21 protein-coding genes are annotated in these 19,457 nt (G+C 73.0%); 14 read left to right on the top strand and 7 right to left on the bottom strand.

Features of this window, described 5'->3' with window-relative positions; all coding sequences use genetic code 11:
- The first annotated feature begins 2 nt into the window (after positions 1 to 2).
- The 4 genes from AC060K_RS02660 to AC060K_RS02645 all read left to right on the top strand — a co-directional run bounded on the left by AC060K_RS02660 (position 3) and on the right by AC060K_RS02645 (position 2,503).
- A complete protein-coding gene (locus tag AC060K_RS02660; protein ID WP_483763901.1) occupies positions 3 to 764 on the top strand; it encodes an SDR family NAD(P)-dependent oxidoreductase in 762 nt (253 codons plus the stop codon).
- Between the two features lie 35 nt (positions 765 to 799).
- Positions 800 to 1,627, top strand: a complete 828-nt coding sequence (locus AC060K_RS02655) for an alpha/beta fold hydrolase (protein ID WP_483763900.1) — start codon at positions 800 to 802, stop codon at positions 1,625 to 1,627.
- Between the two features lie 9 nt (positions 1,628 to 1,636).
- Positions 1,637 to 2,107 carry a hotdog fold domain-containing protein gene (locus AC060K_RS02650; RefSeq protein ID WP_483763899.1) on the top strand — a complete coding sequence of 157 codons (471 nt, stop codon included), beginning with the start codon at positions 1,637 to 1,639 and terminating at the stop codon, positions 2,105 to 2,107.
- A gap of 114 nt (positions 2,108 to 2,221) precedes the next feature.
- The gene (locus AC060K_RS02645) at positions 2,222 to 2,503 is read left to right on the top strand and encodes a DUF3892 domain-containing protein (RefSeq protein ID WP_483763898.1); all 282 of its coding nucleotides are present in this window, start codon (positions 2,222 to 2,224) and stop codon (positions 2,501 to 2,503) included.
- Positions 2,504 to 2,581: 78 nt separating this feature from the next.
- Here AC060K_RS02645 and AC060K_RS02640 read toward each other — a convergent pair whose 3' ends face one another.
- Together AC060K_RS02640 and exaC are read right to left on the bottom strand one after the other, a co-directional pair.
- Positions 2,582 to 2,995, bottom strand: coding sequence for a DUF779 domain-containing protein (locus AC060K_RS02640; protein ID WP_483763897.1), 414 nt, complete (start codon positions 2,993 to 2,995; stop codon positions 2,582 to 2,584).
- Positions 2,995 to 4,518: an acetaldehyde dehydrogenase ExaC gene (gene exaC, locus AC060K_RS02635; RefSeq protein ID WP_483763896.1), complete on the bottom strand. Its 1,524-nt coding sequence runs from the start codon at positions 4,516 to 4,518 to the stop codon at positions 2,995 to 2,997. Before exaC ends, AC060K_RS02640 begins: the two co-directional genes overlap by 1 nt.
- Positions 4,519 to 4,781: 263 nt before the next feature.
- Between exaC and AC060K_RS02630 the strand changes: the two genes are divergently transcribed.
- Positions 4,782 to 6,377: a vWA domain-containing protein gene (locus tag AC060K_RS02630; RefSeq protein ID WP_483763895.1), complete on the top strand. Its 1,596-nt coding sequence runs from the start codon at positions 4,782 to 4,784 to the stop codon at positions 6,375 to 6,377.
- 10 nt (positions 6,378 to 6,387) lie between these two features.
- On the opposite strand, the gene AC060K_RS02625 is transcribed toward AC060K_RS02630, so the two are convergent.
- Positions 6,388 to 7,662 (bottom strand): GAF domain-containing protein, encoded by a 1,275-nt coding sequence (locus AC060K_RS02625; protein ID WP_483763894.1) that lies wholly within the window; start codon positions 7,660 to 7,662, stop codon positions 6,388 to 6,390.
- 339 nt (positions 7,663 to 8,001) lie between these two features.
- Between AC060K_RS02625 and AC060K_RS02620 the strand changes: the two genes are divergently transcribed.
- From AC060K_RS02620 to AC060K_RS02610, 3 genes are all read left to right on the top strand, one after another.
- A complete protein-coding gene (locus AC060K_RS02620) occupies positions 8,002 to 8,586 on the top strand; it encodes a hypothetical protein (RefSeq protein ID WP_483763893.1) in 585 nt (194 codons plus the stop codon).
- A 72-nt stretch (positions 8,587 to 8,658) separates the two neighbouring features.
- The gene (locus AC060K_RS02615; RefSeq protein ID WP_483763892.1) at positions 8,659 to 9,558 is read left to right on the top strand and encodes a sulfurtransferase; all 900 of its coding nucleotides are present in this window, start codon (positions 8,659 to 8,661) and stop codon (positions 9,556 to 9,558) included.
- The gene (locus AC060K_RS02610) at positions 9,555 to 10,010 is read left to right on the top strand and encodes a SufE family protein (protein ID WP_483763891.1); all 456 of its coding nucleotides are present in this window, start codon (positions 9,555 to 9,557) and stop codon (positions 10,008 to 10,010) included. The genes AC060K_RS02615 and AC060K_RS02610 overlap by 4 nt, the downstream gene beginning before the upstream one ends.
- 194 nt (positions 10,011 to 10,204) lie before the next feature.
- Here the strand turns inward: AC060K_RS02610 and AC060K_RS02605 are convergent, their stop codons facing one another.
- Positions 10,205 to 10,624 (bottom strand): TFIIB-type zinc ribbon-containing protein, encoded by a 420-nt coding sequence (locus AC060K_RS02605; RefSeq protein ID WP_483763890.1) that lies wholly within the window; start codon positions 10,622 to 10,624, stop codon positions 10,205 to 10,207.
- Between the two features lie 212 nt (positions 10,625 to 10,836).
- On the opposite strand from AC060K_RS02605, the gene AC060K_RS02600 reads away from it, so the two are divergent.
- Complete coding sequence (locus tag AC060K_RS02600; RefSeq protein WP_483763889.1) at positions 10,837 to 11,958, top strand: SPFH domain-containing protein; 1,122 nt, start codon at positions 10,837 to 10,839, stop codon at positions 11,956 to 11,958.
- Positions 11,959 to 11,961: 3 nt separating this feature from the next.
- Positions 11,962 to 13,065 (top strand): TFIIB-type zinc ribbon-containing protein, encoded by a 1,104-nt coding sequence (locus tag AC060K_RS02595; RefSeq protein WP_483763888.1) that lies wholly within the window; start codon positions 11,962 to 11,964, stop codon positions 13,063 to 13,065.
- 105 nt (positions 13,066 to 13,170) lie between these two features.
- Here the strand turns inward: AC060K_RS02595 and AC060K_RS02590 are convergent, their stop codons facing one another.
- Positions 13,171 to 14,271 (bottom strand): sugar kinase, encoded by a 1,101-nt coding sequence (locus tag AC060K_RS02590; protein WP_483763887.1) that lies wholly within the window; start codon positions 14,269 to 14,271, stop codon positions 13,171 to 13,173.
- Complete coding sequence (gene eda, locus AC060K_RS02585; RefSeq protein ID WP_483763886.1) at positions 14,268 to 14,942, bottom strand: bifunctional 4-hydroxy-2-oxoglutarate aldolase/2-dehydro-3-deoxy-phosphogluconate aldolase; 675 nt, start codon at positions 14,940 to 14,942, stop codon at positions 14,268 to 14,270. The genes AC060K_RS02590 and eda overlap by 4 nt, the downstream gene beginning before the upstream one ends.
- A 93-nt stretch (positions 14,943 to 15,035) precedes the next feature.
- Here eda and AC060K_RS02580 point away from each other — a divergent pair, with 93 nt between their 5' ends.
- On the top strand, positions 15,036 to 15,857 hold the full coding sequence (locus AC060K_RS02580) for an IclR family transcriptional regulator (protein ID WP_483763885.1): 822 nt from the start codon (positions 15,036 to 15,038) through the stop codon (positions 15,855 to 15,857).
- A gap of 64 nt (positions 15,858 to 15,921) precedes the next feature.
- A complete protein-coding gene (locus AC060K_RS02575; protein ID WP_483763884.1) occupies positions 15,922 to 16,308 on the top strand; it encodes a universal stress protein in 387 nt (128 codons plus the stop codon).
- Positions 16,309 to 16,312: 4 nt separating this feature from the next.
- Here the strand turns inward: AC060K_RS02575 and AC060K_RS02570 are convergent, their stop codons facing one another.
- On the bottom strand, positions 16,313 to 16,870 hold the full coding sequence (locus AC060K_RS02570) for a helix-turn-helix domain-containing protein (protein ID WP_483763883.1): 558 nt from the start codon (positions 16,868 to 16,870) through the stop codon (positions 16,313 to 16,315).
- A 59-nt stretch (positions 16,871 to 16,929) separates the two neighbouring features.
- On the opposite strand from AC060K_RS02570, the gene AC060K_RS02565 reads away from it, so the two are divergent.
- Positions 16,930 to 18,213: an MFS transporter gene (locus tag AC060K_RS02565; RefSeq protein WP_483763882.1), complete on the top strand. Its 1,284-nt coding sequence runs from the start codon at positions 16,930 to 16,932 to the stop codon at positions 18,211 to 18,213.
- 50 nt (positions 18,214 to 18,263) lie between these two features.
- Complete coding sequence (locus tag AC060K_RS02560) at positions 18,264 to 19,421, top strand: GTP 3',8-cyclase MoaA (RefSeq protein WP_483763881.1); 1,158 nt, start codon at positions 18,264 to 18,266, stop codon at positions 19,419 to 19,421.
- Positions 19,422 to 19,457: the final 36 nt, after the last annotated feature.

The following is a 19,457-nucleotide window of genomic DNA, read 5'->3' as shown; positions in this document are numbered from 1 at the left end:
CGGTGACTACCTCCTACCTGAGTGGCCTCTTCTCCCTCGACGGCCTCTCGGCCGTGGTGACCGGCGGAAGCTCCGGCATCGGCCGGTCCATCGCCCTCGCGCTCGCCCGGGCGGGCGCCCGCGTGGTCGTGGTGGGGCGCGACGAGGAGCGGCTCCGCGCGGTCGCCGCGGAGAGCGGCGGCGCCTGGGTCGCGGCAGACCTGGGGGCTCCCGACGGCGTGGAGCGGGCGGCCGACGGCGCCGTCGCCTCCTTCGGTGAGCCGGACGTCCTGGTCAACGCCGCCGGCGTGAACCTGCGCCCTCCGCTGGGCGAGACCACGGACGAGGTGCTCGACGAGACCCTCGCCGTGAACCTCGTGGCCCCGTTCGCCCTGGGCCGCCGGTTCGGGCCCGGGATGGCAGGGCGCGGGTTCGGCCGGATCATCAACGTCAGCTCGCAGCAGGCGCACCGGGCGTTCGTCACGAGCGGCGTCTACGGGATGTCGAAGGGCGGGCTGGAGGCGCTGACACGGTCTCAGGCGGAGGCGTGGTCGGCGCAGGGCGTCACGGCGAACGCCCTCGTCCCGGGCTTCGTGCTCACGCGGATGAACGCGCGGCTCGCCTCGGACCCGGAGCAGGTCGCCCGGCTCGCGGCGCGCACCCTCATCGGCCGCAACGGCGAGCCGGACGACTTCGCCGGCGCCGCCGTGTTCCTCGCGAGCCGCGCGTCGGCCTACGTGACAGGACAGTCGATCGCGGTGGACGGTGGCTTCTCGGTGCACTGACGGCCGTGTGGGTGGCTCCGGCTAGGTTTCGACGCATGTTCATCGAGGCAGGCGGGGCCACCGTCCACTATGTTGAGCACGGAGCGGCGGCGGGCGCGCCCACCGCGGTGTTCCTGCACGGCTTCCCCGTGGACCACCACATCATGACCGGCCCGTTCGAGCCTGTGCTCGCCCGGCGGCCGGGATGGCGCCGCCTCTACCTCGACCTGCCGGGCATGGGCGCAACCCCCGCTCCGGCAGACCTGACGAGCACCGACGACGTCTTCGCCGTCGTCCGGGCGGCGATCGACGCCCTGGTGCCGGGCCGGTACGTGGTGGTCGGCGAGTCCTACGGCGGCTACCTCGCACGGGGCCTCGCGGCCGCGGACCCGGAGCGCGTCGAAGGGCTGGCGCTCCTGTGCCCCATGATCGTCGCGGAGCGCGCAGAGCGGGACGTGCCCGGGCACCGCGTCCTGGTGCGCGACCCGGAGCTGCTCGCCCTGGTCGGCGAGGAGATGCTCGACGCGGACGACGTCGGGGTGGTCCAGACGCCCGCCACCTGGCGGCGGACGCTCGACGAGGTGGTCCCGGGCCTGACCGCCGCCGACCCGGTCGCCACCCAGCGCGTGCGCGCCGCATGGGCGGGGACGTTTCCCATGGAGCCGCGCCCCTACGCGGGGCCCACCGTCTTCCTCCTCGGGCGACAGGACTCCTCGACCGGCTACCGGGACGCCTGGCAGATCCTGGAGCAGTACCCGCGCGCCACGTTCGCCGTGCTGGACCGGGCGGGCCACAACCTGCAGATCGAGCAGCCGGCCCTCTTCGAGGCCCTCGTCGACGAGTGGCTGGACCGGGTCGAGGAGGCCCGTTCCGCCGTCGGCTAGGGTCACGCCATGACCACGCAGGTGTATGCACTCTGGCAGAAGCTGAAGGACAAGCCGCTCGGCAAGCGGGTCTTCGGCATCGCGTTCGGGCTGAAGGCGCCGTACTTCCGTACCATCCACGCGCGGTACGTCGAGATCCGCCCCAACTACGCCGAGGTCGTCGTGCCGAAGCGCTGGTCCGTGCACAACCACCTCGGCACGGTGCACGCCATCGCGGTGTGCAACGGCCTGGAGGCTGCGATGGGCGTGCTCGCCGAGGCGACGGTGCCGGCGCACAAGCGATGGATCCCCAAGGGCATGGACGTGGCCTACACGGCCAAGTCGACGTCCGACATCACCTGCACGGCGGAGACCGGTCCCGAGCAGTGGACCGGGGACGACCCCGACCTGCCGGTGCGCGTGACGGCACGCCGGGCCGACGGCGTCGTGGTCGCCGAAGGCGTCATCCGCCTGTGGGTGACGGAGAAGCCGCAGCGCTGAGCCGTCGCCGCACTCCTGGATGAATTGCCCGATTTCACCCGCTCCCCACGTCCGGGTTCGCTGCCCCCGCCCTCTCTCCGGGTGCGGGGGCGCAGAGGGAGAAGGGGTACAGGCATGCCGTTCATTCGTTATGTCCGTGTCGCCGAGCCTGGGACGGACAACGAGCACGTGGTCGAGGTCAGGTACTCGGCCATCACGACGGGACCACTGAGGTCGGAGTCGATCGACGCGGTCCACAAGGCGATCCGGAAGGGCACGCCGTTCCGGACGTTCAACGAGCGCAACCACAACCAGAAGGACGTCGCCGCGAGGATCACTCCCACGGGCGCCCGGTACATCGCCGCGATCGACGGCGGCCGGGAGACGGACGACCTCCTGCGGCTCCCCCGGTACTGACCGGGAGCCGTCCGCTGGGGGGCACGGAACGGCCCGGCCGGTGCTCCGGCCGGGCCGCCGCCCTCACGTCCGCAGCCCTCACGTCCGCAGCGCGGCCCACTCCTCGTCGGTGAGCAGCCGCGACCGGATCAGGAACCGCACGCCCTCCGGCGCCTCGACGCTGAACCCGGCGCCCCGGCCGGGCACGACGTCGATGGTGAGGTGCGTGTGCTTCCAGTACTCGAACTGCGCCCGGCTCATCCACACCGGCACGGTGAACCCGGGCAGGTCCAGGTCGCCGAGGTGCACGTCCGCGTCTCCGGTGACGAGCTCGCCCGCGGGGTAGCACATCGGCGACGACCCGTCGCAGCACCCGCCCGACTGGTGGAACATCAGCTCGCCGTGCTGCTCCCGCAGCCGGGCCAGGAGCGCGGCCGCGGCGTCGGTCACGGCCACCCGGGCGGGCGGAGGCCCGCCGTCGGGCACGGCGCCCGGGCCCGCGGCCGCACCCATCAGAAGAAGCCCAGCTTCTGGGCCGAGTACGAGACCAGGAGGTTCTTGGTCTGCTGGTAGTGGTCGAGCATCATCTTGTGGTTCTCCCGCCCTACGCCCGAGCCCTTGTAGCCGCCGAACGCCGCCGCGGCGGGGTACGCGTGGTAGCAGTTGGTCCAGACGCGCCCGGCCTCGATCGTGCGCCCGGCCCGGTAGGCCTGCTGCCCGCTGCGGGTCCAGACTCCCGCGCCCAGCCCGTACAGGGTGTCGTTGGCGACCTTCATCGCGTCGTCGAAGTCGCTGAACTCGGTGACGGCGACCACGGGCCCGAAGATCTCCTCCTGGAAGATCCGCATGGCGTTCTTGCCCTCGAAGATGGTGGGTGTCACGTAGTAGCCGCCCGCGAGGTCGCCGTCGAGCTCGGCCCGGGTGCCTCCGGTGAGCACCTTGGCGCCCTCGGCCCTGCCGATGTCGATGTACGACAGGATCTTCTCGAGCTGGTCGTTCGACGCCTGCGCGCCGATCATCGTGTCCGTGTCGAGCGGGTTGCCCTGGACGATCGCCCGGGTGCGCGCGACGGCGTCGGACACGAACTGCTCGTAGATGTCCGACTGGATGAGCGCCCGCGACGGGCAGGTGCACACCTCGCCCTGGTTGAGGGCGAACATCGTGAACCCCTCGAGCGCCTTGTCGTAGAAGTCGTCGCGCTCGGCAGCCACGTCCGAGAAGAAGATGTTCGGCGACTTGCCGCCCAGCTCGAGCGTCACGGGGATGATGTTCTGCGACGCGTACTGCATGATCAGGCGCCCGGTCGTGGTCTCCCCCGTGAAGGCGATCTTGCGGATGCGCGAGGACGACGCGAGCGGCTTGCCGGCCTCGACCCCGAACCCGTTGACGATGTTGACGACGCCCGGAGGCAGCAGGTCCCCCACGAGGTCCATGAGGTAGAGGATCGACGCCGGCGTCTGCTCCGCGGGCTTGAGCACCACGGCGTTGCCGGCCGCGAGCGCCGGCGCCAGCTTCCACACGGCCATGAGGATGGGGAAGTTCCAGGGGATGATCTGCCCCACGACGCCGAGCGGCTCGTGGAAGTGGTAGGCGATGGTGTCCTCGTCGATCTCGCTGATCGACCCCTCCTGCGCGCGGATCGCTCCCGCGAAGTAGCGGAAGTGGTCGATGGCGAGGGGCAGGTCGGCGGCGAGGGTCTCGCGCACGGGCTTGCCGTTCTCCCAGGTCTCGGCGACCGCGAGCTCCTCGAGGTGCTCCTCCATGCGGTCGGCGATCCGGTTGAGCACCTGGGCACGCTCGGTGGCGCTGGTCCGGCCCCAGGCGGGCGCGGCCCCGTGGGCGGCGTCGAGGGCGCGCTCGATGTCGTCGGCGTCGCCGCGAGCCACCTCGGTGAAGGTGCGCCCGGTGACCGGGCTGGGGTTCTCGAAGTAGCGGCCGTTCGCGGGCGCGACGTACTCGCCGCCGATCCAGTGGTCGTACCGCTCCCGGTAGGTCGCGATGGCCCCGGCGGTGCCGGGGGCTGCGTAGACGGTCATGGTCTGCCTCCTCGCAGTGTCGTCCGGGGCCGGTTGCCCGACGCCGGTCTCTCACCCGGGCGCACCGTCGCGCCCGGGGTTGCACGCACGGTAGGCACGCGAGGGTTGCAGAAGGGTTGCAGGTCGGTCACGGCCGGTTGACGTGCGCAAACACGCGGCCCGACGTGACACAAGGGAGACAGGAGCGTGACCGCGGCGTGCTGTCGCACCCGGCGGCCCGCACCCAGACTGAGGCGCACGACGACCGGAGAAGAGGTACCGCGATGACTGCAGCACCCCACCGGACCAGGGGTCCGCTGAGCGGGACGACCCTGCTCGGAGCGACGACGGCCCTCGGGCTCGTGCTCGGGCTGGCCGCCTGCTCGGGGGGCGGCTCGGGCGAGTCCGAGAGCGGGGCGGTGGCCGAGGACGTCGCTTCCGGCGCTCCGGCGCCCCTCCACGACGACGGCTGGCGCGACGTGCCCACGGAGTCGCAGGAGGAGTACGACGACTCGCCCGAGACCCCGTTCAAGGACGTCTCCACGAGCCCGCTGTCGACGTTCTCGTCCGACGTCGACACCGCGTCGTACAGCAACCTGCGCCGCCAGGTGAACCAGGGCGTGGCGCCCGAGGGCGTGCGCATCGAGGAGCTCGTCAACTACTTCGACTACGACTACCCGGCCCCGGACGAGGACGACGACCACCCGTTCACGGTGACCACGCAGGTGGCACCGGCGCCGTGGAACCCCGCCCACCAGCTCGCCATGGTGGGCGTCCAGGCCAGCGAGGCGGTGCCGACGACGGAGGGCAACAACATCGTCTTCCTGCTCGACGTGTCCGGCTCGATGGACGAGCCCGACAAGCTGCCCCTCCTGGCGGAGTCGTTCGCGCTGCTCGTGGAGCAGCTCGACGAGGACGACGTGGTGTCGATCGTGACCTACGCGGGCTCGGAGCAGGTGGTCGCGGACTCGGTCCCCGGGTCGGAGCACGACGAGCTCGTGGAGCACCTGCGCGACCTGGAGGCGGGCGGCTCCACGGGCGGCGCCGACGGCATCGAGACGGCGTACGAGCTCGCCGAGAAGAACTTCGTCGAGGGTGGCAACAACCGTGTCATCCTCGCCACGGACGGCGACTTCAACGTGGGGCCCTCCTCGCCGGAGCAGCTCACGGAGCTGATCGAGGAGAAGCGTGAGTCGGGGGTGTACGTCTCGGTCCTCGGCTTCGGGATGGACAACCTGAAGGACAACCTGATGGAGGCGATCGCCGACAACGGGAACGGCAACTACGCCTACATCGACACGCTGGACGAGGCGCGGAAGGTCCTGGTCGACGAGTTCGGCTCGACGATGTTCGTGGTGGCGCAGGACCTCAAGCTCCAGGTGGAGCTCAACCCGGCCACCGTGGCCAGGTACCGCCTCATCGGGTACGACAACCGTCGCCTGGAGAACGAGGACTTCGAGAACGACCTCAAGGACGCGGGAGACGTGGGGGCGGGGCACTCGGTCACCGCGTTCTACGAGCTGGTCCCCGCGGACAGCGTGACGGTGTCCGACGACGGGCTCGACTACCAGGACACGCAGGCGGGCACGAGCACCGACTTCCTGACGGTCCACCTCCGGTACAAGGAGCCGGGCGCTGCGGAGAGCGCCGAGGTGGTGGTCCCGGTGACGGACGACGCGTTCACCACGCGGCCGTCCGACGACTTCGCGTTCGCCTCGGCCGTGGTGGAGTTCGGCCTGATCGCCATCGACTCCGAGCACAAGGCGGAGGCCAGCCTGGACGCTGTCGAGGAGCGGGCCTCCGGGGCTCTGGGCGAGGACCCCTACGGGCTCCGGGCGGAGTTCGTGGAGCTGGTCGGGGACTACGGCCGGATCGGCTGAGGACGAGGCGTCAGGCGAGCGTCTCGTCCAGGATCGCCAGGTGCGCCCCGGCCCGCGCGGCCAGGGGCGTGCCTGGCTCGGCGAGCCGGGCCAGGCGTGTCCAGGCGGCGTGGTCGTCGGTCCCCTCGTCCCGGCCCACCCACGCGAGCAGCGGCTCGACGTCGTCCGTGGCGAGCACCGCTGCCCGCACCTCCGCGGCGAGCTCCGCCCGCAGCCCTTCCACGCCGGGCGCAGCCGACCGCCGGAGCAGCGGCTCCGGGTAGGCACCGAGCGCCCCGCGGACGTCGCCGTGGGAGAGCCGGTCACGGACCCGGTCGACATCGCTGACCAGCCGCCCCGCGAGCCGGTACGGCCGGGACCCGGCGAGCAGCGGCCTGCCCAGGGCTGCCTCGCCGACCCGGCGGAGGCGCGACATCTCGGCCCGTACCGCGACGAGCGAGAGGTCGCCCGGGTGGAGCAGCACGGCGAGCTCCTCGGCACCGAGGCCGCGGGGGTGCTCGGTGAGGAGGAGCAGGATCTCGGCGTGCCGCAGCGACAGGGCCCTGCCGCGCAGCGCGGGCCTGCCCAGGACCCGCAGCGTCGGCGCCCCGTCGTCGGTGACCGTACCGGCCGACGTGGACAGGGCCGCGAGCTCGCGCTCGACGCTCGCGACCGTCGCTCGGACGAGCGAGAGGGCCACGGGTGAGGCCGCCGCCTGGCCTCCGGTGAGGTCGAGCACGCCGAGGACGTCGCCGGTGGCGGGATCGTGCACCGGCGCGGCCGTGCAGCAGAGGTCCTGGACGGGCCGCGCGAAGTGCTCGGCGCCGACCACCTGGACCGGGCGGCGGGTCGCCAGCGCGGTGCCGGGGGCGTTGGTACCCACGCGTTCCTCGCGCCACACAGCACCCTCGACGAAGCCCACGCGGTCGGCGGCGCGGCGCGTGCTTCCGCTGCCCTCGACCCAGAGGAGCCGGCCGGCGTCGTCGGACACCGCGAGCACGAGGCCGTCGTCGGTCAGCCCGCCCACGAGGTCCCGGACGAGCGGCATGGCCGCCGCCAGCGGGTGGTGGCCTCGGTACTCCTCCAGGGAACGGCTGGGGAGGCTGCCGTCCGCCCCGAGCCCGTCAGGGTCCACGCCGCTGCGCAGGGACCGCCGCCACGACGCGGCCACCACCGGGTCCACCCCGGCCGGGACGAGCGCGCCGCCCGAGCCTACGAAGCTCTCGTAGGCGGCCCGCACCTCGTGCGGGTCGCTACGCACCACACGGCGGGACACGCCGTCACGAGCTGAGCCGTCCGTGACCATGCTGCCTCCGACTGCGTCCGACGTCGTCGTCGGGCTCCGGCCAGTGTAGGCACGCGGGCTGGTCATCAACAGGTTGTCCACCGGTCCGGGGCAGGTTTTCCACCACGTCAGCGGCCTTTTCCACAGATGTGGCCCAGATCACTCGTTCACCGCGCGAAGGTCCGTCTCGGGTCCTAGCCTCTCTCCATCGAGGTCGCCCGCCCTGGCCTTCCGGGGGGATCGCCGGGGCGGCGTCCCGTCACCACGGACGCCGCCAGGGCGGCCTCGAACGAGCCCATGAGCTCGGCATGCACGGAAGACCGAGTCGTTCGGGGGGACGAGTTGGACGCCAGCACTGCCATGACACCGGTCCGCGCCACAGGGGCCGCCACCACCGATCCGGGCGACGCCGCCGACGGCGGCGAACCCCTCAGACCAGACGGACCGTCGGACGCGTCCGACCTCGCGGGGGCACGGGGGCGCCGCCCGTGGGTCGCCCGGGCGGCGATCCTCACGACCGTCTCCCTGGTGCTCTGCCTCGGGGCCGGGCTCTGGGCGGCCGACGCCCGGGCGGGCACCGCCGAGCGCCTCGAGCTGGTGAGCACCGAGCTCGACCGGGAGGTCGCCATCACCACCCAGTCCGTGGCCCACCTGACGACCGTCATGGACATCGCCGAGTCGGTGTACGAGCTGTCTCCGGACGCGGACCCGGAGGCGCGCGAAGCGCTGGCCGAGGCGCTCCTGGCGGCACGCTCCGTGTCCGACCAGCGGGTCGCCCGTGGCGAGCCGGCCACCCTGACGCAGGCCCGGGCCAGGCTCCAGCAGGTGACCGACATCCAGACGTCGCTCGACTGGGCGTCCCAGGACCTGATCGAGGCGCTGGACCAGGTCCGGCGCACGGTGCCGCACCGCACCGTCCTCGAGGCGGCCGCCGGAGCCGGCTGAGCCGGGGACTGTTGCCGGGCCCGCACGTGTTCCTACGGTGGAACTGCACAGGCACCACCGAGGAGGAACACCATGCCCGCTCCCACCGACCCGGCGCAGAAGCTCGCGGAGTACGCGCACCCCGGGCGGCTCGTGACCACGCAGTGGCTCGCGGACCACCTGAAGGACCCGGAGCTCGTGGTCGTGGAGTCCGACGAGGACGTGCTGCTGTACGAGACGGGGCACATCCCCGGCGCGGTGAAGGTGGACTGGCACACCGAGCTCCAGCACCCCGTGGTCCGTGACTACCTGGACGGCGAGGCGTTCGCCGCGCTGATGCGCGCCAAGGGGATCGGCCGCGACACCACGGTGATCCTCTACGGCGACAAGAACAACTGGTGGGCCGCGTACACGGCGTGGGTCTTCACGCTGTTCGGGCACCAGGACGTGCGGCTGCTCGACGGGGGGCGCGGGCTGTGGACGGCCGAGGGCCGCGACCTCACCACCGACGTGCCCGCGCGCGAGCCGGCCGAGTACCCGGTGGTGGAGCGCGACGACCGCACGGTCCGCGCCTTCAAGGAGGACGTCCTGGCGCACCTCGGGCGAGGGCCGCTCGTCGACATCCGCTCGCCACAGGAGTACACGGGCGAACGCATCGCCATCCCGGACTACCCCGAGGAGGGCGTGCTGCGCGGCGGCCACATCCCGACGGCGCGCAACGTCCCGTGGGCCACGGCCGTCGCCGAGGACGGGACGTACAAGACCCGCGCCGAGCTGGAGGCGATCTACACGGCGGGCCTGGGCCTGTCGCCGTCCGACGACGTGGTGACCTACTGCCGCATCGGCGAGCGGTCGTCGCACACCTGGTTCGCGCTGACCTACCTCCTGGGCTACGAGAAGGTGCGCAACTACGACGGCTCCTGGACCGAGTGGGGCAACGCGGTCCGCGCGCCGATCGCCCAGGGCGAGGAGCCGGGAGAATGGGTGGCATGAGCACGTCCACCACCCCCCTGCCCGAGGCGCTCGCCGAGCTCCGCGACGCGTTCCTCGACACGCCCGAGAAGGAGCGGCTCCAGCTCCTGCTCGAGGTGTCGCGCGAGCTCCCGCCGCTCCCCGCCCGCTACGCGGACGCGCCGGAGCGCCTGGAGCGCGTCCAGGAGTGCCAGTCCCCGGTCTACGCCATCGCCGAGGTGTCCGACGACGGGCTGGTCGCCTTCCACGCCAGCGCACCCGAGGAGGCGCCCACCACGCGTGGCTTCGCGTCGATCCTGGCGCAGGGGCTGACCGGCCTCACCGCACAGCAGGTGCTGGACCTGCCCGACGACCTGCCCCTCATGTTCGGCCTCACCCGCTCCGTGAGCCTGCTGCGGCTCAACGGCATGGCCGGGATGCTGACCCGCGCGAAGCGCCAGGTGCGCGAGCAGCTGGCGGCGCGGACGGCCTGACGGTCTCGTCCCGGGTCACTCCCGGCCGAAGGCCTTGCGCAGCTCTTCCTTCGCGTCCTCGAGGACCTGGCGCTGGTCGTCGTCCAGGTGGTCACCGGCGCTCCGGCATGCGTCCAGGATGCGCCGACGGCGGCTCGCTCGCCCCCGGTCGGGAGCGTGCGGGCCGCCGTCGTGCCGGTCAGGACCGGCTCGGGTCAGAAGTCGAAGAGGTCCTCGAGGAACGACTCCTTCTTCTTTTTCTTGTGCCCGTAACCGTGCTCGTCCCGGTAGCCGTCGCGGCGCCGGTCGTCCCGGTACCGGTCGTCGCGGTACCCGTCCCGGCGCTGGTCGTAGCCGGGCTGCGGGTAGCCCTGGGGCTGCGGCGGGTAGCCGGGCTGCGCGTAGCCGGGGGCCGGCTGCTGCGGGGGCACCGGAGCGGCCGGGGCCGGGGCGGCGGGCGACCCGTAGTCGGGCACCGCCCGGGCGGCGCCGCCGTTCTCGGCCTCGACCCGGTCGATGACCTTGTCGAGCTCCCCGCGGTCGAGCCACACGCCGCGGCACTGCGGGCAGTAGTCGATCTCCACGCCCTTGCGCTCGGTGATGACCAGTGTTGCCTGGTCGACTGGGCACAGCATTGGTGGCCTCCTCGTCGTGGTCCGTACTCAGGTGCCAACGGCCCGCCCCGCCCTCCGGTTCCCGTGACTGACCGTTCCAGGCGTGATGGGTGAAAGGAGGAAGTTCTCCCTCTCGTGGCCCTTTGCCGCCCTTCGCCTTGCTAGGGTCCGGCGGGCGACGGCCGTCGTGGGAGGCACGCCGGCCGCGCCCACGGAGCGGAAGAGGGACCGGGATGGGACTGTTCGACAAGATCAAGGGCGAGCTGGTCGACATCGTCGAGTGGCTCGACGACAGCCGCGACACGATCGTCTGGCGCTTCCCGCGCTACGAGAACGAGATCAAGATGGGCGCCCGCCTCGTCGTCCGCGAGTCGCAGGCGGCGGTGTTCGTGAACGAGGGCCTGGTCGCCGACGTCTTCGAGCCCGGCACCCACACCCTCGAGACCCAGAACCTGCCGATCCTGTCCACGCTGAAGGGCTGGAAGCACGGGTTCCACTCCCCGTTCAAGGCGGAGGTCTACTTCGTCAGCACCCGCCAGTTCACCGACCTCAAGTGGGGCACGCAGAACCCGGTGATCCTGCGGGACGCGGAGTTCGGCATGGTGCGGCTGCGGGCCTTCGGCGCCTTCTCGGCGCGGGTCGTCGACCCGACCAAGCTGCTCCGGGAGCTGGTGGGGACGGACCCGCAGTTCCGCACCGGCGAGGTGCACGAGTTCCTGCGCCAGAACATCGTGAGCCACCTCGCGACCGCGCTCGCCCAGGCCGGCGTGCCCGTGCTCGACCTCGCAGCGCACCAGGCCGACCTCGGCACCCGGCTCGCGGGCGCCCTCACGGACGAGCTCGCCGACCTCGGCATCGCCGTGCCGCGGTTTGTGATCGAGAACATCTCCCTGCCGCCGGAGGTCGAGGAGTCCATCGACAAGCGCACGTCGATGGGGGTCGTCGGGAACCTCGACCAGTACACGAAGTTCCAGGCGGCCGAGGCCCTGGAGGCCGCCGCCGAGAACCCGGGCACCGGAGCCGGCATGGGGCTCGGCATGGGGATGGGCATGGGCCAGGTCTTCGCCGGCGCCACGGCACCCGCCCCGGCCGCCCCGCCGGCGACGCAGCCGCCCCGGGCGGCTTCGCCGTCGGGACCGCCGCCGCTGCCGGGCGCCGAGTGGTTCTGCGGCGAGGGCGGACAGCAGGCCGGGCCGTTCGACGTGGCGAGCCTGTCCGCCCGCGTCGCCGCCGGGACGCTGACGGCCACCACCCTCGTGTGGAAGGCGGGCATGGCGACCTGGGAGCCCGCGAGCGCGGTGCCGGAGATCGCGCGCCTGCTCGGCGCCACTCCGCCGCCCCTCCCGCAGGCCTGACCGGTGACGTCCGTGACGGGCGAGCCTGCCGAGAAGCATCACGCCTACCCGTGCTCCGCCTGCGGCGCGCGCGTGGAGTACGCGCCGGGCGCCGGTGCGCTCACCTGCCCGTACTGCGGTCACGCGCAGGAGGTCGCCGCGGCGGACCGGGAGGTCCGGGAGCACGCGTTCGCGGCTCTCGTCGCCGCGCCGCGCCAGGCGGCGGCGGAGGTCGCCGCTCACGTGTACCGGTGCGGCGCCTGCGGTGCCACGACGGAGTCGGACCACCTGTCTCAGGTCTGCGGCTTCTGCGGCGCGCCCATGGTGGCGGAGGTGGAGGGCTCGGGGCTCGTCGAGCCGGAGGCCGTGCTGCCGTTCTCGGTGACCCGTGCGGCGATGCGGGAGCACCTGCGGGAGTGGGTGGCGTCGCGCTGGTTCGCGCCGTCGGCCCTGAAGAAGGTGACGGAGACGGAACAGGTGCACGGCGTGTACCTGCCGAGCTGGACCTACGACGCCCGGACCACGTCCGACTACGACGGGCTGCGGGGCGAGCACTACTGGGTGACCGAGACGTACACCGAGACGGTGGACGGTGAGTCGGTGACCCGGACGCGTCAGGTGCAGAAGACGAACTGGTACCCGGCGTCGGGCACGGTCGCGCGGGCCTTCGACGACGTCCACGTGGCAGGGACGCACCGGGTCCTGCCGAAGCACGCGGTGAAGCTGGAGCCCTGGCCGTTCGACGACGCCGTCCCGTACCGGCCGGACTACCTCGCGGGCTACGAGACGCTCCGCTACGACGTGGAGCCCGAGGCGGGGCTCGAGACGGCGAAGGAGATCATGGCGCCGGTGATCGAGGCCGACTGCCGGGAGGACATCGGCGGGGACGTCCAGCAGGTGCGCAGCGTCGCCACGCGGTACGACGACGTGACGTTCAAGCTGCTGCTCCTGCCCGTCTGGATCGCCGCGTACCTGTACGGCGGCAAGACGTACCAGGTGCTGGTCAACGCCCGCACGGGCGAGGTCGTGGGCGAGCGGCCGTGGTCGGCGTGGAAGATCGCGGGCGCCGTACTGGCGGGGCTGGCGCTGGTGGGCGGGATCGTCGCGGCGGTGCTGCTGAGCCGCTAACCCCCCGCCCCCCGCGCTGTTGTGGGTATGGCTGTTGCGCGAATTCTGGCCGGGATTCACGCAACAGCCATACCCACAACGGGGCGGGTCAGCCAATGGGGCGGGTCAGCGCTGGACGCGGGCGCTGCCGCCCTTCGCGAGCTTGGCCACCTCGGCGAGCGTGGCCATCGTGGTGTCGCCCGGCGTGGTCATGGCGAGGGCACCGTGCGCGGCGCCGTACTCGACGGCCTCCTGCAGCGAGCCGAGCTCCATGAGCCCGTAGGCGAGACCGGAGGCGAACGAGTCGCCGCCTCCCACGCGGTCGAAGATCTCCAGGTCGGCACGGTGGGTGGCCGAGGCGTTGCCCTCCTTGCGCGACCACGCGACGGCGCCCCAGTCGTTGCGGGACGCGGACCGCACCCCGCGCAGCGTCGTGGCGACCACCTGGAAGTTGGGGTACTCGGCCGACGCCCGCTCGATCATGGCGCGGAACGCGGCGGTGTCGAGGTCGGTGAGGTCGTCGTCCACGCCCTCCACCTCGAACCCGAGCGAGGCGGTGAAGTCCTCCTCGTTGCCGATCATCACGTCGACGTGGCGGGCGAGCCGGCGGTTGACCTCCTGCGCGCGCTCCGTCCCGCCGATCCCCTTCCACAGGCTCGGCCGGAAGTTGAGGTCGTAGCTGACGATCGTGCCGTGCCGCTTGGCGGCCTGCATCGCGGCCTCGGCCACGTCGGCGGTGGACTCGGACAGCGCCGCGAAGATGCCGCCGGTGTGGAACCACCGCACGCCGCTCGCGAAGAGGGCGTCCCAGTCCACGTCGTCGGGCTGCAGCTGGGCGACGGCGGTGTTGCCCCGGTCGCTGACGCCCACGGCGCCGCGCACGCCGAAGCCGCGCTCCGTGAAGTTGAGGCCGTTGCGGACCGAGCGGCCGATCCCGTCGTAGGCGCGCCACACCACGTGCGAGGTGTCGAGGCCGCCGGTGAGCATGAAGTCCTCGACCAGGCGGCCGATCTCGTTGTCGGCGAGCGCCGTCACGATCGCGCCGCGCAGGCCGAAGCACCGGCGCAGGCCACGGGCCACGTTGTACTCGCCGCCGCCCTCCCAGACGTCGAAGGTGCGGGCGGTACGGATGCGGCGGTCGCCCGGGTCGAGGCGGAGCATGACCTCGCCGAGCGCGACGACGTCGTACCGGGCCTCGTCCGCGGGGCGGACGTCGAGGGAGCTCATCGGGCGGCCTCCGGGGTGGTGAGGGTGTTCGGGGCGGCGACGGCCACGGCCTCGCGGCTGCGGCGCGTGATCTCGGCGTAGTCGCCGGCGACCACGAGGGACTTCTCGACCATCCACGAGCCGCCCACGGCGAGCACCGCGTCCAGCGCGAGGAAGTCGGGCAGGTTGGCGGCGCTCACGCCGCCGGTCGGCACGAAGCGCACCTGCGGGAACGGCGCCGACAGGGCCTTGAGGGCGGCGACGCCGCCCAGCACGCCCGCGGGGAACAGCTTGACGGTGGTCAGGCCCAGCTCCAGCGCGGTCATGATGTCCGACGGCGTGGCGCACCCGGGCACGATCGGCACCCCGGCCTCCTGCGCACGCAGGACGACGGCGCGGCTGATGCCGGGCGAGACGAGGAAGCGCGCGCCCGCCTCGACGGCCTGGTCGACCTGCTCGGGCGACACGACGGTGCCCGCGCCCACGAGGACGTCGGGCCGCTCCTGCGCGATCGCGGCGATGGCCGCGCGGGCCCCCGCGGTGCGGAAGGTGACCTCGGCGACGGGCAGGCCGCCGTCGGCCAGGGCGCTCGCCACGGCCAGGCCCTGCTCGGCGTCGTCGACCACGACGACGGGCACGAGGCGGGTGACGCCGAGGCGGTCGACCGGTCCTCCTGAGTGAGGTGGCTCCACTGACACCATGACTCCGTTTCGCTATAGTGAACGCTTGTTCTGCATTGCGGAACACACCCTACCGAAGATCCGATCGACGACAAGGACGCGCCCGTGACCGACCAGCCCGATCCGAGCCCGCTGGGCAGCGTCGACAAGGCGCTGCTGGCGCTGGACGTGCTCGCGCGCGCCGGGGCGTCCGGCGCCACGCTGGCGGCGCTCTCCGCCGAGGTGGGCGTCAACAAGACGACCCTGCACCGCACCCTCGCCGCGCTGCGTCACCGCGGGTACGCGGAGCAGACGGCCGGCGGGCGGTACCGGCTCGGCACGGCGGCACTCGCCCTCGGCGCTCTGTTCTGGCGGGAGGAAAACCTGCCCGACCTGCTGCGGCCGGCGCTCACGGCGATCTGCGCCGAGGTCGACGAGCTCGTGCACCTCGGCGCCCTGGCCGGGAGGGAGGTGGTCTACCTGGACAAGGTGGAGCCGCAGCGGGCGGTCCGGGTGTGGTCGGCGGTGGGGCGCCGTCGGCCCGCCGCGACGACGGCGCTCGGCCGCGCCTGGCTCGCCGCCCTGGACGCCGCAGCCCCGCTCGACGACGCGGCGCTCGCGGCGTACGCGGGCGCCGACACGACGGCCGCCCGGCTGCGCGAGGCCCTCGACTCCGCCCACCGGCTCGGCTACGCGAGCGAGGACGAGGAGAACGAGGCGGGGATCGCGTGCCTCGCCGTGGCCGTCGTGCGCGGCTCCCACCCGGTCGCCGCGGTGAGCATCACCGCCCCGGCGGAGCGCCTCCGCGGCGCGGAACGAGAGACCCGGGCAACCGCTCTCCTCCGCACGCTGCCGGGCCTGCTGCCCGCCGGGCTCGAGGTGCCCGGGGCCGACGGCGGACCCGGCCGCGGGGGGCGGACGCGCCCTGCCGGTGAGCCGGACCTGTGAGAGAGTTTCACCGGCAGCACCGGCAAGTCGTTGCCGGCGATACCGGTCCGGAGGTGCAGGTCGCATGACGGTCCTCGTGGCGTACAACGCGTCACCCCAGGGGGAGGCAGCCCTACGAGCGGCCGTCGCGGAGGCGGGGCGGCGCAAGCAGGAGCTGGCCGTCCTCGTGCTCACCCCGCAGGTCGGCGGCACCACGGTCCCCGCCGACCTGGCCCACCTGCTCGACACCGTGCCCTCGGGCGTGCCGGTGCAGCCGGTGGCCTACCGGACGGAGAGCCAGGACGTCGCCGACGCGATCGTGGACCAGGCCGAGCGGCTGTCCGCCGACCTCGTGGTGATCGGCTCGCGGAAGCACTCGACGGTCGGCACGTTCCTCATCGGCTCCACCACCCAGCAGGTGCTGCTCGACTCGCCCGCCCCCGTGCTGGTGGTCAAGGCCAGCTACACCTGAGGCCCTACGCCCCGGGGGCGGCTCCCGGCGTGACGCGGTGGAGCACGACGACGCCCCGGTGGACCGGCCGGTCCCGGCGCCGGTCGTCGGTGGCCACGTACTCGTCGATGATCTTCCGCAGGCGGCTGCCGAGCTCCACCACCTCGTCGTCGGACAGGTGCAGCGCGAACATCGCGAACGTGGACAGGCCGTCGGGGCCCGCCGCGAGCGCGTCGGTGAGGGCGAGCTCGGCGGGGCCGAACTGCAGGTCCGGCGTGGCGCCGGCGAGCGGGTCGCTCAGCCACCAGCTCCTGCCCGTCGACCGGTAGGGCTTCTCCCGCGCGCCGCGGGAGCCGGACCGCGCCGGGAGCTGCTCGACCAGCCCCGCGTCGACCAGGATGCGCACGTGGTAGAGCATCGTGGCCGGGTCGGCCTCGAGGCGGTCGGCGAGCTGCCGGTTCGTGAGCTCCTCCGTGCCGAGCAGCCGCAGCACCCGCTGGCGCAGCGGGTGGGCCATCGCCTTCGCCTCGGCCGCGGTGGGGGGACGGCGCTCGGGCGTGACGATCGGGAGGTCGGCGGCCATGTCCGGGAGTCTAGCGAAAGTCATTTGAACTTTCTCAATCACTCGCTACGATCGGCTCCATGACCGACGTCACGCCGCCCGAGACCCGACCGCGCCTGGGCGCCTCGTTCGCCAAGCTCTGGTCCGCGTCGCTGCTCTCCAACCTGGCCGACGGCGTGCTCAAGGTCGCCATCCCCCTCGTCGCGGTGCGCCTCACGGACTCGCCGCTGCTCATCGGTGCCCTCGGCGTCGCGATGGCGCTGCCGTGGCTCGTGTTCGCCCTGCCCGCGGGCGCCCTCGCCGACCGGGTGGACCGCCGGGTCGCGATGCTCCTCGCCAACGGGACCCGCGGCCTCGTCGCCGGGCTGCTGGCGCTCACGCTGCTGACCGACCTCGGGTCCATCTGGGTGCTCTACGTCGCCGGCTTCGTCCTGGGTGTGGCCGAGGTCCTGTACGACACGACCGCGCAGTCGATCCTGCCGCAGGTCGTCGACCGGTCGGCGCTGACCACCGCAAACTCCCGGCTCTACGGCGCCGAGACCGTGGCGAACCAGTTCGTGGGCCCGCCGCTGGGCGGCCTGCTCCTCGGTGCCGGCGTCGCGATCGCCGTCGGCGCCCCCGCCGCCCTCTGGGCGCTCGCGTTCCTCGCCCTGGCCTGGATCCCCGGCCGGTTCCGCGTGGAACGCACCGGCCCCGCCACGAGCCTGCGGAGCGACATCGCCGAAGGGCTGCGCTACCTCGCAGGCCACCGGGTGCTGCGCACGCTGGCGATCATGACCGGCACCTCGAACTTCGCGTCGAGCGCAGCCTTCTCCGTCTTCGTCCTCTACGCCGTGGGCGAGGACTCTCCGATGGGCCTGACCGACGTCGGGTACGGCCTCCTCAACACCACCACCGCCGTCGGCGCGGTCGCGGGCTCCTTCTTCGCCGCGTCGCTGTCCAAGGCGATCGGCCGTGCCTGGTCGCTCGGGCTCGGCGTCATCACCTTCACCGCCATGGTCGCGGTGCCGATCCTCACCCCGAACGCCTGGGTCATCGGCGCGGTCTGGGCCCTGTCCGGTGCCGGCGTCATGGTCTGGAACGTCATCGCCGTGTCGCTGCGCCAGCAGGTCACGCCCGACCGGCTGCTCGGCCGGATGAACAGCTGCTACCGCCTGCTCGCCTGGGGCACCATGCCCGTCGGCGCGCTGGTGGGCGGCCTGGTCGGCGAGGCGTACGGCCTGATCGCCGTCTTCTGGGTCGCCACGATCATCTCCGCGCTCACCGGCCTCGGCCTGCTCATCGTCACCGACAAGGCCATCGCCCAGGCGGAGGCCGACGCCGCGGAGCAGGCGAGGGCGCTCGCGGAGGCCGAGCCGACCTGACCCGGTGGACGCCCGTTCCCGGCCCGGCGGGCCGTGGGTAGGCTCACGGCATGACCGCGGTCGGACTCGGTATCCCCACGTTGCGTCCGTCGGCGCGCCCGGGGCCCGGGCCGACGACGGCGCCCACCCGCCCTCGGCCCGACACCCCGTTCCTCGTGGACCGGTACGGCCGGGTCGCCCGCGACCTGCGGGTCTCCGTCACCACCGCCTGCTCGCTGCGCTGCACGTACTGCATGCCCGCCGAGGGCCTGCCGCTGGTGCCGCGCGACGAGCTCCTGACACCCGCTGAGATCGGGAGGCTCGTCGGCATCGGCGTCCGGCTCGGCATCCGGGACGTGCGCTTCACCGGCGGGGAGCCGCTCATGCGGCGCGACCTGGTCGACATCGTCGCGGCCTCGCGAGCGGCGGCGGACGCGGCCCTGGCGAGCACCACCGCCGGCGACCCGCGCACCGAGGGCGAGCGACCGCCGTCGGGCACCGTGCGGCTCGCCATGACCAGCAACGCCCTGGGCCTCGACAAGCGGGCCGCCGCGCTCGTGGCGGCCGGGCTGGACCGCGTGAACGTCTCCCTCGACACGGTGGACCGGGCAGCGTTTCGCACCCTGACCCGCCGCGACCGGCTCGACGACACGCTCACGGGCATCCGCGCGGCCCTCGACGCCGGCCTCGCCCCGGTCAAGCTCAACGCGGTGCTCCTGCCGCAGACGCTCGACGGCGCGCCCGACCTGCTGGCGTGGGCCGTGGAGCACGGGTGCCACCTGCGGTTCATCGAGGAGATGCCGCTCGACGCCGAGAAGACCTGGGCACGCGCAGCCCTCGTCAGCGCGGACGACCTGCTGGAGCGGCTGCGCACCCGCTTCACCCTCACGGAGGCCGGGCGGGAGGACCCGTCGGCGCCCGCCGAGGAGTGGCTGGTCGACGGCGGACCGGCCACCGTGGGGATCATCGCGTCGGTGACGCGGTCCTTCTGCGGCAGCTGCGACCGGACGCGGCTCACGGCGGAGGGCACCGTGCGGTCGTGCCTCTTCGGCGACCAGGAGACCGACCTGCGCGGGCTGCTGCGCGGCGGCGCCACCGACGAGGAGGTCGCCGACGCCTGGCGCGGCGCCATGTGGGCCAAGCCCCGAGCGCACGGCAGCGACGCGGCCGAGCTCGCGCCGGACGCGTTCGCCGAGACGGCCCGCACGATGGGCGCGATCGGCGGCTGACACACAACGGGTGATTCGTGTCAGAATCGAGCCGAA

The sequence above is a fragment of the Antribacter sp. NEAU-D49 genome, from assembly GCF_057158775.1.
The sequence above is the reverse complement of the archived record's forward strand: the minus strand, read 5'-3'. Positions and strand labels throughout refer to the sequence as shown.